At 76.8% G+C, this 12,944-nt stretch carries 11 protein-coding genes; 6 read left to right on the top strand and 5 right to left on the bottom strand.

What is annotated here, in order from left to right; all coding sequences use genetic code 11:
* Positions 1-4 precede the first annotated feature (4 nt).
* Complete coding sequence (locus BM414_RS10990) at positions 5-841, top strand: DUF1206 domain-containing protein (RefSeq protein WP_093579477.1); 837 nt, start codon at positions 5-7, stop codon at positions 839-841.
* Between the two features lie 22 nt (positions 842-863).
* Here BM414_RS10990 and fabG read toward each other — a convergent pair whose 3' ends face one another.
* The 3 genes from fabG to BM414_RS10975 all read right to left on the bottom strand — a co-directional run bounded on the left by fabG (position 864) and on the right by BM414_RS10975 (position 3,540).
* Positions 864-1,625 (bottom strand): 3-oxoacyl-ACP reductase FabG, encoded by a 762-nt coding sequence (gene fabG / locus BM414_RS10985; protein WP_093579476.1) that lies wholly within the window; start codon positions 1,623-1,625, stop codon positions 864-866.
* Between the two features lie 132 nt (positions 1,626-1,757).
* On the bottom strand, positions 1,758-2,969 hold the full coding sequence (locus BM414_RS10980; RefSeq protein ID WP_093579475.1) for an acetyl-CoA C-acetyltransferase: 1,212 nt from the start codon (positions 2,967-2,969) through the stop codon (positions 1,758-1,760).
* 187 nt (positions 2,970-3,156) lie between these two features.
* Positions 3,157-3,540 carry an STAS domain-containing protein gene (locus tag BM414_RS10975; RefSeq protein ID WP_175551545.1) on the bottom strand — a complete coding sequence of 128 codons (384 nt, stop codon included), beginning with the start codon at positions 3,538-3,540 and terminating at the stop codon, positions 3,157-3,159.
* 337 nt (positions 3,541-3,877) lie between these two features.
* Here BM414_RS10975 and BM414_RS10970 point away from each other — a divergent pair, with 337 nt between their 5' ends.
* Positions 3,878-4,189 (top strand): hypothetical protein, encoded by a 312-nt coding sequence (locus tag BM414_RS10970; RefSeq protein WP_139245792.1) that lies wholly within the window; start codon positions 3,878-3,880, stop codon positions 4,187-4,189.
* A gap of 201 nt (positions 4,190-4,390) precedes the next feature.
* Positions 4,391-4,756 (top strand): hypothetical protein, encoded by a 366-nt coding sequence (locus BM414_RS29310; RefSeq protein ID WP_093579472.1) that lies wholly within the window; start codon positions 4,391-4,393, stop codon positions 4,754-4,756.
* A 76-nt stretch (positions 4,757-4,832) separates the two neighbouring features.
* Here BM414_RS29310 and BM414_RS10960 read toward each other — a convergent pair whose 3' ends face one another.
* Positions 4,833-7,862, bottom strand: coding sequence for a sacsin N-terminal ATP-binding-like domain-containing protein (locus tag BM414_RS10960; protein ID WP_245784640.1), 3,030 nt, complete (start codon positions 7,860-7,862; stop codon positions 4,833-4,835).
* An 87-nt stretch (positions 7,863-7,949) separates the two neighbouring features.
* Between BM414_RS10960 and BM414_RS10955 the strand changes: the two genes are divergently transcribed.
* The 3 genes from BM414_RS10955 (at position 7,950) to BM414_RS10945 (ending at position 11,613) form a co-directional block, all read left to right on the top strand.
* Positions 7,950-9,488 (top strand): aldehyde dehydrogenase family protein, encoded by a 1,539-nt coding sequence (locus tag BM414_RS10955; protein ID WP_093579470.1) that lies wholly within the window; start codon positions 7,950-7,952, stop codon positions 9,486-9,488.
* A complete protein-coding gene (locus tag BM414_RS10950) occupies positions 9,485-11,116 on the top strand; it encodes a GMC family oxidoreductase (protein ID WP_245784639.1) in 1,632 nt (543 codons plus the stop codon). Before BM414_RS10955 ends, BM414_RS10950 begins: the two co-directional genes overlap by 4 nt.
* 149 nt (positions 11,117-11,265) lie before the next feature.
* Positions 11,266-11,613 (top strand): nuclear transport factor 2 family protein, encoded by a 348-nt coding sequence (locus BM414_RS10945; RefSeq protein WP_093579469.1) that lies wholly within the window; start codon positions 11,266-11,268, stop codon positions 11,611-11,613.
* 15 nt (positions 11,614-11,628) lie between these two features.
* On the opposite strand, the gene BM414_RS10940 is transcribed toward BM414_RS10945, so the two are convergent.
* On the bottom strand, positions 11,629-12,942 hold the full coding sequence (locus BM414_RS10940; RefSeq protein WP_245784638.1) for an MFS transporter: 1,314 nt from the start codon (positions 12,940-12,942) through the stop codon (positions 11,629-11,631).
* Positions 12,943-12,944: the final 2 nt, after the last annotated feature.

Raw genomic sequence — 12,944 nt, 5'->3', positions numbered from 1 at the left:
CCCGGTGCACCGGGCGGTCACGGCCGCCCGGGAGGTCACCGACCACCCGGTGCTGGCCGCCGCCGCGCGCGTCGGGCTGGTCGCCTACGGCGTGGTGCACCTGCTCATCGGCTGGCTGACCTGGCAGGTGTCCCGCGGCGCCGACGGCACCGACGCCGACCAGACCGGCGCGCTGGAGACCGTCGCCGGCACGCCGGGCGGCGCGGTGCTGCTCTGGGCGATCGGCCTGGGCCTGCTGTCGCTGGCGCTGTGGCAGGGCGGCGAGGTGCTGCTGTGGTGGCACGGCCTGCTGGACGCCGAGCACCGCACCCGCACCGCCGTCGTCTGCGCCAAGTGCCTGGCCAAGGCCGCCGTCTACGCCGTCCTCGGGGTCACCGCGCTGCTGTTCGCCGTCGGCGTCGAGTACGAGGCCGACGAGCGGCTGCGCGAGCTGACCGGGGACACGCTCGAGGTGCCCGGCGGCGCGGTCGCGGTGGCGGTGGCCGCGACCGGGATCGTCGCGGTGGGCGCCTACACGCTGTGGCGCGGCGTCACCGGCGGCTTCATGCGCGACATCGACCTGCCCGCCGCGCCCGACCGGTGGGAGCCGCTGATCGAGGCCGTCGGCCGGATCGGCTACGCGGCCAAGGGCGTGGCGTTCGGCGTCGTGGGGGTGCTGCTCTGGCGGGCCGCGACGACCGCCGACGTCTCGACCGCCACCGGCCTCGACGGCGCGATGACCGCGATCGGCCGCACGGGGGCCGGCCCGGTCCTGCTCACCGTCGTCGCGATGGGGTTCGCCGCGTTCGGCGTCTACGCCCTGGCCCGTGCCCGCTACCCCGACCGGGACCCGTCCTCGTAGCGGGCCCCGGACGCCGGTCCTGCTAGTTGCGGGGGCCGCCGGCCACGTAGACGACCTGGCCGGAGACGAAGCCCGCGCCCTCGCTGGCGAAGAACGAGACGGTGTGCGCGATGTCCTCGGGGACGCCCGCGCGGGCCACCGGGATCGCCGCGGCGCGCTCGGCCACGTACTCCTGCCAGTCCCGGCCGATCCGCTCGGCGGTGGCCTTGGTCATCTCGGTCTGGATGAAGCCCGGGGCGATCGCGTTGGCGGTGACGCCGAACTTGCCCAGCTCGATGGCGAGGGTCTTGGTGAAGCCCTGCAGCCCGGCCTTCGCGGTGGCGTAGTTGGCCTGGCCCCGGTTGCCCAGCGCCGAGGTGCTCGACAGGTTGACCACGCGGCCCCACTTCGCGTCCACCATGTACTTCTGGCAGGCGCGGGTCATGAGGAACGAGCCGCGCAGGTGGACGTGCATGACCAGGTCCCAGTCGGCGTCGGTCATCTTGAACAGCATGTTGTCGCGGGTGACGCCCGCGTTGTTCACCAGCACCACCGGCGGGCCCAGCTCCGCGGCCACCCGGTCGACGGCGGCCTGCACCTGCTCGGGGTCACCCACGTCGGCGCCCACCCCCAGCGCGCGACCGCCCGCGGCCTCGATCGCCTCCACGGTTCCAGCGGTGGAGGACTCGTCGAGGTCGATGACCGCGACGGCGAAGCCGTCGGCGGCCAGTCGGAGCGCGGTGGCCGCACCGATGCCGCGGGCGGCGCCCGTGACGATCGCGACGCGGGCGGTGGACTCGCTCATGGGGAGGGTCTCCTCGGGGTCGGGGGCTGCCGGCCGATCATGCCGGGCAGCCCCCGGCCCCGCCGCACGGGCCCCCGGCCCTGCTGCAGGGTCCCGCCGGGAGCATGCGAGTGGCGGGAGGCAGGGGGGTCCTCACACGCGCTCGAGGACGGCGGCGAGGCCCTGGCCGCCGCCGATGCACATCGTCTCCAGGCCGTAGCGGGCCCCGCGGCGGTCCATCTCGCGGGTCAGCGTGGCGAGGATGCGCCCACCGGTGGCGCCGACCGGGTGGCCCAGCGAGATGCCCGAGCCGTTGACGTTCATCCGGTCGAAGTCGGCCTCGGTGAAGCCCCACTCGCGGGTCACCGCGAGGACCTGGCTGGCGAAGGCCTCGTTGAGCTCGACGAGGTCGATGTCGGACAGCTTCAGGCCGGCGAGGTCGAGCGCCTTCGCCGTCGCCGGGACCGGGCCGATGCCCATGGTCTTCGGCGGGACGCCGGCCACGGCCCACGACACGATCCGGGCCAGCGGGCGCAGCCCGAGCTCGGCCGCCTTCTCCGGCGAGGTGACGACGCAGATCGCGGCGCCGTCGTTCTGGCCGCTGGCGTTGCCGGCGGTGACGGTGGCGTCGGGGTCGTCCTTGCCCATGATCGGGCGCAGCTTGGCCAGCGTCTCGACGTTCGAGTCGGGGCGGATGTGCTCGTCGCGCTCGACGACGGTGTCGCCCTTCCGGCCCTTGATCGTCACCGGGACGATCTCGTCGGCGAACCGGCCCGCCTCGGTGGCGGCGGCGGCCCGCTGGTGGCTGCGCACGGAGTACTCGTCCTGCTCCTCGCGGCCGATCCCGTACTCCCGGCGCAGGTTCTCGGCGGTCTCGAGCATGCCGCCGGGCACCGGGTGGTTCACCCCGCCGGCGGTGACGCGGCCGCGGGCCAGGCCGTCCTGCAGCAGGACGCCGGGGCCGGCCTTGACGCCCCAGCGCATGGCGTTCGAGTAGAACGGCGCGTTGCTCATGGACTCCGCACCACCGGCCAGCACGACCTCGGCCGAGCCGGTCTGCACCTGCATCGCCGCGTAGAGCACCGCCTGCAGGCCCGAGCCGCAGCGGCGGTCGACCTGGATGCCCGCGGCGGTCACCGGCAGGCCGGCGTCCAGTGCGGCGACGCGGCCGATCGCCGGCGCCTCCATCGTGGGGTAGCAGTGGCCGAGGACGACGTCGTCGACCGACTCCGGCGGCAGGCCGGTGCGCTCCAGGAGCGCCTTGACGACGGTCGAGGCCAGGTCCTGCACGGGGACGTCCCGCAGGGATCCCCCGAAGCCCCCGACCGGGGTCCGCAGCGGCTCACAGATGACCGCGTCACGCACGGCGTCCTCCTCGGTTCGTGGTCCCGCCCGCGTCCGGGCGGCTCGCCAGGCAGTGTCCTCCCCCGCCTGCGGACCGGCGATGACGGCCCCGGGCGCAGCCGGTGCTCACAGGCGCCTCAGGTGGGCCGGGCGGGTACGGCCGTGCGGTGTCGCGGCGTGGACGGGGCTCGCCGCGACGACCGGTTGCTCAGGCCGCGCCGACGCCGCGCTCGACCTGCTCGACGCCGAGGAGGTCCCACAGCCCGGTGACCTGCAGCGCCCGGCTGACGGCGCGGGTGCTGACGAGGACCCGGAGGCGGGTGTCCTGGGCGGCGGCGGTGCGGTGTGCGACGGCCAGCGCGGACAGGCCGGCGGAATCGAGGAAGGTCACGGCCACGAGGTCCACGGTCACCAGCCGCGGACCGGAGGCGAAGGCGGTGTCGAGCGCGCGGCGCAGCACGGGCGCGGTGGCGCAGTCGACCTCACCGGCGAGCACGAGGCGGACGACGTCGTCGAGGATGACCGTGTCGACGGTGAGCAGGTCGTCGAGGGGGCCCGGGGTGGTGGGTGTGCCCTGGGAGAGAGTGGTCACGGTGCGCTCCTCGGTGGAGGGCGAACCCGTGCGGAGGACAGCGGCTGGAGAGCCACACCACGGCGCGGAGTCCGGCATGGGCGATGCACGGCTTGATGTTGAACCGCAACCGGGACGGTAGGCCCGGGGTGATGGGGACGCAAGGTCCTCCGCGGGGGTCCACCGCCCCGTGCCCGGCGTGTCGCCTCGACGCGACCGGCGCCGTGACCAGGCACACCACCGTCGGCCGGCCCGTGGCGCGGGCGGTCACCCGACGGCTCCCCGAGGGAGCGCACCCCTCCTCCGGGGCTCCTCCTCCCTCGCCGCCCCGGCCGCGCGGGCTGGGATACTGGCCGGTGTGAACAGGCGACTGGTGCTGGCGTTCCTCGTCTGGGCGGCGGTCTCGGTCGTGGCGTTCCTCGTCATCCCCGACGTCCTCGTCAGCGCGGGGCTGGTCATCTTCGGCGCCGTCCTGCTGCTGGTCCTCCTGATGGCCCAGGACTGGGACGCGCACTCCACCTTCGAGGAGCGCGAGGTGCTCCGCGCCCGCCGGCGCAAGGCCCGCTGGGAGCGCAACGCCGACGCCCGCGCCCGCGACCGGGAGCGCTGGGAGGCCCACCGGGCGCGCCGCGCTCCCCAGGCCGCCGACGACCCGCAGAGCCGGCGGTGAACCGTTCGACGGGGGGCGCCGGGGCGCCCTACCGTCGCCGCATGCGCTCCTGAGCCGACCGCCTCGCTGCGACGTCCGCGTCCCCGAACGGGACGCCCGCGGGTCGAGCTGCCGCTCCCCGCTCCCGTCCGCCCACCCGGGCGCGTCCCTCCCTGGCTGCCGGCCGCCCGCGGCCGGTCCGACCTCCCCCCGGAGGCCCCCGTGTCACGTCCCGTCCGTCCCCTGACCGCCGCGGCCGCCGCCGCGCGCGACGCCCTGCCCGCCCCGGACGCCGCCGCCTTCGACCGGCTCGCCTCCGCCGTGCTCGCCGCACCCGGGGCGGCGCTCGGCCCGGTCCTGCGTGCCCAGCTCCCCGGCGTCACCGGGATCCGCTGGCTGCGGACCGCCGGGCCGGCGCCGACCGCCCGAGCCGGCGCGCTGTCGGCGGAGCAGTGGTCGAAGGACCCCTCTGCCCCGCACCGCTCGCACGCTCGCGGCGGGCCCCTGCAGCGGGGCCGGAAGACCGGCGGCCGCACCTCGGCGCACGGGCACGCGCCCGGTGCCCTGGCCGCCCCCCGCTGGCACTGACGGCCGCCCAGTGGACCGAGGCCCCCCCTGCAGGGGCCCGACGCGAGCTCGCGAGCGTTGGGGGGCAGGGGGGTCCTTACTCGACCGCGTCCTCCGCGGCGAGGTCGGCGGACCGGGCGGGCTCGGCGAACGCCTCGGCCAGCGCCTGACGCAGCGACCAGGCGCCGGCCCGCCAGGCCAGCGCCCGGCCGAGCGCGGCCGGGCTCCCGTCCACGCAGTCGACCGCCTCGCCGGGCCACCACGGCACCGCCCGGCCGCCGGCCAGCAGCGGCTCGTGGACGGCGACCTCCCCGGCCAGCAGCGGCTCGTGGACGGCGACCTCCCCGGTCAGCTCCGGCACCCCGAGGCGGGCCGCGGCGAGGTCGGCGCCGGGCACCGCGGCCCACGGCTGCCGGCGCACCGGCGTGCTGGTGACCACCGCCGGCACCCGCTCGCTGGCCAGCGGCAGGTCGAGCAGGTCGGCCACGGGCCCCGGTGCGCCGCCGGCGGGCACGAGCAGCGCGTCGGCCAGTGGCTGCAGCCACGGGGCGTCGAGCACGACGACGGCCTCACGGGCGGGGTCGGCGACCCGGTCCGGCGCCACCCGCACCCGAGGGGGCGGCTCGACGTCGACGCCGTCCAGTGCCAGCGCGAGGCGGGCGTACACGCTGCGCAGCACCGGCGCGGGCACCGTGCGGGCGGGGTCGCCCAGCCGCCCGAGCAGGTCGATCGCAGTGTCGACGTCGGCGAGGACGTCGTCGACGGTGGCCGGCAGGCGCAGCCGCTCGAGCACTCCCTCCGGACCGGTGGCGGGCTCGTACAGCCCCTGCAGCTCGCGGCTGCCCGGCGCGCACAGCCGGTCGGGCCGCCGGCCGTCGAGCACCGGGTGCGTGCTCAGCCACCAGCGCAGGTAGCCGGGCACCGGCACGCCGTCGAGGACGACGTCGGCCCACGCCTCCTCGGGCAGCGCGGCCAGCAGCGGCAGCGCGCGGCCCCAGTCGGCGACCAGTTCCAGGTCCCGGACGGCCGTCACCGGCGGCCACGACGGCGGCGGGGCGCCGGGCGGCAGCCGGTCGGCGACGGCGTCGGCCCACTCCCCCGCCGCGTCGACGTCGAGGTCGTCGGGGTCCTCGGCGCGCACCAGCGCGAAGTCGGCCAGCACCCCGGCCGCGCGCAGGGCCGCCGGGTCGTGCTCCGCGGCGAAGTCCGGGTCGAGCGTCCCGAGCGCGCCGTCCTCGATCACCGCGGCCAGCGGCGCACCCGGCAGCAGCAGCTCCCCCGCGGGCGCCCAGGCGCCGTCGGCGTCGGGCAGCGCGAGCTCGGCGAGCCACGGCAGCTCGCCGGGCACCGTGCCGGCGGCGGCGACCAGCGCGAGCACGGCCTCGGCCAGCGCGGCCGGGTCGCCGTCGTCCCACCCCTCCTCGACCGCGTCCACCGACTCCTCCACCGCGGCCTGCACGGCGGGGTCGGCGAGCACGACGGCGGCGGTCGCCGGGCGCGCACCCAGCCGCTCGAGCAGCCGCCGCGCGGCCGGGGGCGCCACCGCGGCGGGCTCGGCGACCCGCAGGTGCAGCGGGCCGAGGCGCGCCACGGGGAGGTCGTCGGCGGGCAGCAGCACGCCGGCCGGGCCGGAGGCGGTGCGCCCGTCGGCCAGCGGCACGGGGAGCGCGCCGAGCTCCTCGCGGTCGGCGCCGTCGAGCGCGGCGTACAGCCGCGCCCACCACTGCGGCGGCCGGCTGATCCCCGAGACGGCCTCGACCACCTGGGCCGGGCCGAGCCGCCGCACGCCCAGGGCCGCCAGCGCCGGAGCGCCGTCGCGCCGCGACCAGCCGGCCGGCAGCAGACCCGGCAGGACCCCGGCGAGGACGGCGACCGGCTCCTCGCGGTCGTCGTCGAGGACCGCCGCTCGGGTGGGCGGCTGCCGGGTGCCGTCCTCCTCCGGGTCGGCGGCCGGCAGCCAGGCCGCGGCGCGCAGCCGGTCGAGGACCGCCGAGCCGAGCGCCGCGTCGAGCTCGGCGGCTGCCAGGCCGATGCGCGGGACCAGCGCGAGCACCGCGGGGTCGCCGGCGAGCTCTCGGACCAGGTCGGCGTAGGTGTCCGCGGCGACGGCGACCAGCGCGTCGGTGACCGGGCCGGGGGCCACGTGCCGGCGGTCGGGGCCGAGCGGGAAGGGCGCGATCAGGCGCACCGGCAGGGACAGCGGCTCGTCGCTCGGCGTGGGCGCGTGCAGCACCTGCCGCCCGGCCGGCGGCACCGGCCGGGCGTCGTCGTCGATCGGGACGGCCCAGGTGACCGTCCAGCCGCGGCGGGCACGCTCCTCGACCGGGCGGTCGGCGAGCAGCCCGGCCGGCAGCTCGCCGCTGCGGGTGGCCAGCCGCCAGGTGGTGGTGCGCTCGCCGTCGCGGACGCGGGCCAGCGGCGGCTCGGACGCGCAGGTGAGCAGGCGCGCGGTCCCGTCCACGACGACCTCGACCTCGGCCAGCCCCGGCAGCGCCAGCAGCAGCTCCGCCTCCAGCTGCTCGAGCGCGGCGCGGACGGCGGCCCGCGAGCCGGCGCGCAGCGGCAGGACCACCTCGGTGGCGTAGCCCGCGGGCGGGGGCCCGTCGGCCGGCCACGGCAGCCGCAGCACCGGGACGGCGCCGTCGCGGCGGGCGAGCTCGGCGGCGAGCGCCGGGACGTCGGCCACCTCGGCGCGGGTGTGCGCCGCGCTGAACCGCACACCGCCGGCGGTGGAGTGGACGGCGGGTTCGTCACTGACGGCCAGGACGGCGGCGAAGCCGACCCCGAACCGGCCGACCGACTGCACCTCGTCCCGCTTGGCCGAGGCGCGCAGCGTGGCCAGCCCGGTCACCCCGGCGGCGTCCAGCGGCGCCCCGGTGTTGGCGGCGTGCAGGACCTCGGCCCCGCTGCCGACGTCGACCAGCTCCAGCCTCAGCCGCCCGGGGACGCCGGCGCGGGATGCCGCGTCGGCGGCGTTCTGCGCGAGCTCGACCAGCAGCCGGTCCCGGTAACCGCCGCGGACCAGGTCCTCCTCGGCGTTGGCGTCCTCGCGGAAACGCGCCGGGGAGTCGGTCCAGGCGGCGAGCACGCGGCGGCGCAGGCCCGCGGTGTCGAAGGGGTCGGCCACGGGCGTCAGCATGGCAGCGCGCGGGTCCCCCGAAGGGGTCCCCGACCGGAGCTACGCGCCGGTAACTTGCGGGGTAACCTGCGCCACATGTCGCTCGCCGAGCAGATGGACACGGTCACCGCAGCCGCCGCCGGCACGGTCGACCGGCACGCCACCACCGAGACCTTCGAGTCGACGAACCCGGCCACCGGTGCCGTCGTCGGCGTCTTCCCCGTGCACGACGCGGCCGCGGTGCGGGAGACCGTCGAGCGGGCCCGCCCGGCCGCGCAGCGCTGGGCCGAGCTGGGGTACGACGGCCGCCGGCAGCGGCTGGCCGCCTACCGCGGCTACCTGGCCCGCCGCATGCACGAGCTCGCCGACCTGGTGCACCGGGAGAACGGCAAGCCGCACGCCGACGCGATCCTCGAGATCACCCTGGCGATCGACCACCTCTCCTGGGCCGGGGCGCACGCCCGGAAGACGCTCGGCCCGCGCCGCGTGCGCGCCGGGGTGCTCGCGGCCAACCACGCCGCGTACCTCGAGTACCAGCCCCTGGGCGTCGTCGGCGTGATCGGCCCGTGGAACTACCCGGTGTTCACGCCCATGGGCTCCATCGCCTACGCGCTGGCCGCGGGCAACGCCGTCGTCTTCAAGCCCTCGGAGTACACCCCGGCCGTCGGCGCGTGGCTGGCCGCCGCGTGGCGGGCCGCCGTCCCCGACGTCGCCGACGCCTTCCAGGTGGTCACCGGGTCCGGCGAGACCGGCGCCGCGCTGTGCCGCGCCGGCGTGGGCAAGCTCGCCTTCACCGGCTCGGCGCCCACCGGCCGCAGGGTCATGGCCGCCTGCGCCGAGACGCTCACCCCCGTGCTCATGGAGCTCGGCGGCAAGGACGCGATGATCGTCGACGACGACGCCGACGTGGCCGCCGCGGCCGACGCCGCCGTCTGGGGATCGATGAGCAACGCCGGGCAGACCTGCATCGGCATCGAGCGCGTGTACGCCACGGCCCCGGTCTACGACCGGTTCGTCGCCGAGGTCACCGAGCGGGTGCGCGGGCTGCGCCCCGGGTCCGACGACGAGGCCGCCTACGGCCCGATGACGATGGCCTCGCAGGCCGAGGTCGTGAAGCGGCACCTCGACGACGCGACGTCCTCCGGCGGCCGCGCGGTCCTCGGCGGCACCCTCGAGGGCGCGTTCGTCTCCCCGACCGTGCTGCTCGACGTCCCCGAGTCGTCGTCCGCCGTGCGGGAGGAGACCTTCGGGCCGACGATCACCATCACCCGGGTCGCCGACGCCGAGGAGGCGCTGGAGCGGACCAACGCGTCGTCCTACGGGCTGGCCGGCGCGGTGTTCTCCCGGTCCAGGACGCGCGCGATGGACCTCGCCCGCCGGATGCGCAGCGGCATGACCAGCGTGAACTCGGTGCTGACGTTCGCCTCGATCCCGGCGCTGCCCTTCGGCGGCGTGGGCGAGAGCGGCTTCGGCCGGATCCACGGCGAGGACGGGCTCAAGGAGTTCACCCGCGCCAAGGCGATCACCCGCCAGCGGTACGCGCTGCCGGTGAACCTGATGTCGTTCACCCGCCCGCCGGCCGCGGCCGACGCGGTGGCGCGGGTGATGGGCGTGGTGCACGGGCGACACCGGTGAGCGGCGTGCAGGACCCGGCACCCGGGACGGACCACGACGTCGTCGTCGTCGGGGCGGGGTCGGCCGGCTGCGCGCTGGCCGCCCGGCTGACCGAGGACCCGTCGGTGCGGGTGCTGCTCCTGGAGGCCGGCGGCTCCGACGACGTCCTCGAGGTCCAGATCCCCGCGGCGATGTACAAGGTCTGGCGCACCCGCCGGGACTGGAACTACACGACCGAGCCGCAGCCGGGCCTCGGCGGGCGCGGGCTGTTCTGGCCGCGCGGCAAGCTGCTCGGCGGGTCGTCGTCGATCAACGCGATGATCTACATCCGAGGTGCGGCCGCGGACTACGACGAGTGGGCGTCGCTGACCGGCGACCCGTCGTGGTCCTACGAGTCGGTGCTGCCGCTGTTCCGCCGGATGGAGGACAACGCGCGCGGCGCCGACCGCTTCCACGGCGTCGGCGGGCCGCTGCGGGTCGAGGACCTCCGCTCGCCGCACGCGTGGACCCGCGCGGTGGTCGGGTCGGCGCTGGAGGCCGGCCACCCCGGCAACGACGACTTCAACGGCGCCGGCCAGGAGGGTGTGGGCCAGTACCAGGTGACGCAGCGGCGCGGCCGCCGCTGGTCGGCCGCCGACGCCTACCTGCGCCCGGCGCTGGACCGCCCCAACCTCACCGTGCTCACCGGCGCGCTCACCACCCGGGTGCTGCTCTCGGGCGGGCGGGCCACCGGCGTCGAGTACCGGCGCGGTGGGCAGACGCACACCGCGCACGCGGCCGGCGAGGTCGTGCTCAGCGGCGGTGCGGTGAACTCCCCGCAGCTGCTCATGCTGTCGGGCATCGGGCCCGGCGCCCACCTGCGCGAGGTCGGCGTCGACGTCGTCCACGACCTGCCCGGGGTCGGCGGCGGGCTGCAGGACCACCCGCTGGTGCCGGTCATCTGGAACGTCCGGTCGGGGAGGTCGCTGCTCCGGGCGGAGTCGCCGTCGGGGTACGCGCGGTGGTTCGGCGCCCGGCGCGGGCCGCTGTCGTCGAACCTGGCCGAGGCGGGCCTGTTCACCCGCTCGCGCGCGGACCTCGACCAGCCCGACCTGCAGTACCACTTCCTGCCGGTCAAGTTCTGGCGTCAGGCAGAGGTGGACCCCGACGTCGACGCGTTCACCACGGCCGCCGTCCTGGTGCACGTGCACTCCCGCGGCTCGGTGCGGCTGCGCTCGGCCGACCCGACGTGGGCGCCGGCCATCGACGCCGGGTACCTCACCGACGAGCGGGACCTCGACGCGCTGGTGACCGGGGTGGAGAAGGCCCGCGAGATCGCCTCGGTGGGGCCGCTGGCGTCGGTGCTGGCCGAGGAGTGGTCGCCGGGCGGTCCCGAGCGGACGCGGGACGGACTGCGGCAGTCGGTGCGGGACACGCTCGAGTCGCTGTACCACCCGGTGTCGTCGTGCCGGATGGGCACCGACGGCGACTCGGTGGTCGACCCGCAGCTGCGGGTGCACGGCGTCGAGGGCCTGCGGGTGGTGGACGCCTCGGTGATGCCGACGCTCGTGCGCGGCAACACCAACGCGCCGACGATCATGATCGCCGAGCGCGCCGCGGACCTCCTGGCCGGCCGCACCGTCGACCCCGCCCTGGTCGCCACCGCCTGACACCGTTGCGGGTGTTCCTCGCGCACTGCGGGTCCTGCAGGACCGGCACGGCGCGGGGAACGCCCGCAGTGGCGCGCGCCAGGGGCTGTCCGCGCCCGTCGTCCGGAGCATCCTCGGGCCCCTGCCCGGACCCGCGACGAGGAGGAGCCATGGCGCGCACGCCCCAGGAGGTCTTCGAGCACCACGTGGCCGCGATCGGCGCCGGCGATGTCGACGCGATCGCTGCCGACTACGCCGAGGACGCCGTGCTGATCACCCCGGAACAGGTGGTGCGCGGCCGCGACGGCGTCCGGGGCCTGTTCACGACCCTGCTCGGCGAGCTCCCCGACGCCGTGTGGGACATCCCCACGCGGGTCTTCGAGGACGACGTGCTGTTCATCGAGTGGACCGCGGTGGCCGAGAAGGCCCGCGTGCTCGACGGCGTCGACACCTTCGTCATCCGCGACGGCGAGATCCGCCTGCAGACCGTGCGTCTCACCCTCGAGCGCCTGGACTAGGCAGGATCGGCGCCGTCAGCCGTGGGTGGTGGCGGCCGACGCGGTGGTCGGCTCGGTGGGGACGGCGGGTGGCGTCTCCGGCGGGACGGGACGACGGCGGATCGACATGGACAGCGCTGCAGCCACCAGGCAGAGCGCGCCGGCGCCGAACCACGCCAGGTCGTAGGAGCCGGTGACGTCGCGGATGACGCCGCCGCCGAAGGCCGCCAGCGCCGAGCCGATCTGGTGGGAGGCGAACACCCACCCGAAGACGACGGGTGCCCGCGCGCCGAAGTGCTCGCGGCACAGCGCCAGCGTCGGCGGCACCGTGGCCACCCAGTCCAGGCCGTAGAAGACGATGAACGCGATCATGCTGACGTGCAGGTCCGGCCCGAACAGGGGCGGCAGCAGGAACAGCGAGAACCCGCGCAGTGCGTAGTAAGCCAGCAGCAGCACCCGCGGGTCCACGCGGTCGGTGAGCCAGCCGGAGAAGACGGTGCCGGCGATGTCGAAGATCCCCACGACGGCGAGCAGCGAGGCCGCCGTCGTCACCGGCATGCCGTGGTCGTGCGCCGCCGGGATGAAGTGCGGCTGCACCAGGCCGTTGGTCGACGCGCCGCAGATGAGGAAGCCCGCGGCCAGCAGCCAGAACGGCCGCGACCGCGCCGCCTCCGCCAGCCCGCGCAGCGCGGTGCGGGCCGCACCGGTGCGCACGGGGTCGACGTCGTCGGCGGCGGTCCCGCCGTAGGGGACGGCGCCGACGTCGCGCGGGCGGTCGCGCAGCAGCCACGCCACCAGCGGGACGACGGCGAGGGCCGCGGCGGTCGTCCCGAGCGACGCCGCCCGCCACCCGCCGCTGGTCTGCGCCACCGCGGCGACGACCGGCAGGAACACCAGCTGCCCGGTGGCGCCGCCGGCGGTGAGGATGCCGCTGACCAGCCCGCGCCGCGCGACGAACCAGCGGCCGGTCACCGTGGCCACCAGCGACAGCGCCATCGACCCGGTGCCGAGCCCGACCGCGAAGCCCCACAGCAGCACCAGCTGCCAGCTCGCCGTCATGAAGACGGTCAGGCCGCTGCCGACCGCGGTCAGCAGCAGCGCACCGACGACGACCCGCCGGATGCCGAAGCGCTCCATCAGCGCGGCGGCGAACGGCGCGGTCAGCCCGTAGAGCGCCATGTTGACCGCGACAGCCGCCGAGATCGTCGACACCGACCAGCCGTACTCCGCGCGCAGCGGGTCGATGAGCACGCCGGGCACCGCGCGGAAGGCGGCGGCGCCGACGAGCGCCAGGAAGGTCACGGCGGCCACCCACCAGGCAGGGTGGATCCGGGCGGTCCGCGTGGTCACGG

Source organism: Geodermatophilus amargosae (assembly GCF_900116515.1).
GTDB lineage: Bacteria > Actinomycetota > Actinomycetes > Mycobacteriales > Geodermatophilaceae > Geodermatophilus > Geodermatophilus amargosae.
The sequence above is the reverse complement of the archived record's forward strand: the minus strand, read 5'-3'. Positions and strand labels throughout refer to the sequence as shown.

Coding starts and splice junctions, on each gene's coding strand:
- BM414_RS10945 (WP_093579469.1), top strand. CDS start 11,266: ATGGCGCGCACGCCCCAGGAGGTCTTCGAGCACCACGTGGCCGCGATC.
- fabG (WP_093579476.1), bottom strand. CDS start 1,625: ATGAGCGAGTCCACCGCCCGCGTCGCGATCGTCACGGGCGCCGCCCGC.
- BM414_RS10955 (WP_093579470.1), top strand. CDS start 7,950: ATGTCGCTCGCCGAGCAGATGGACACGGTCACCGCAGCCGCCGCCGGC.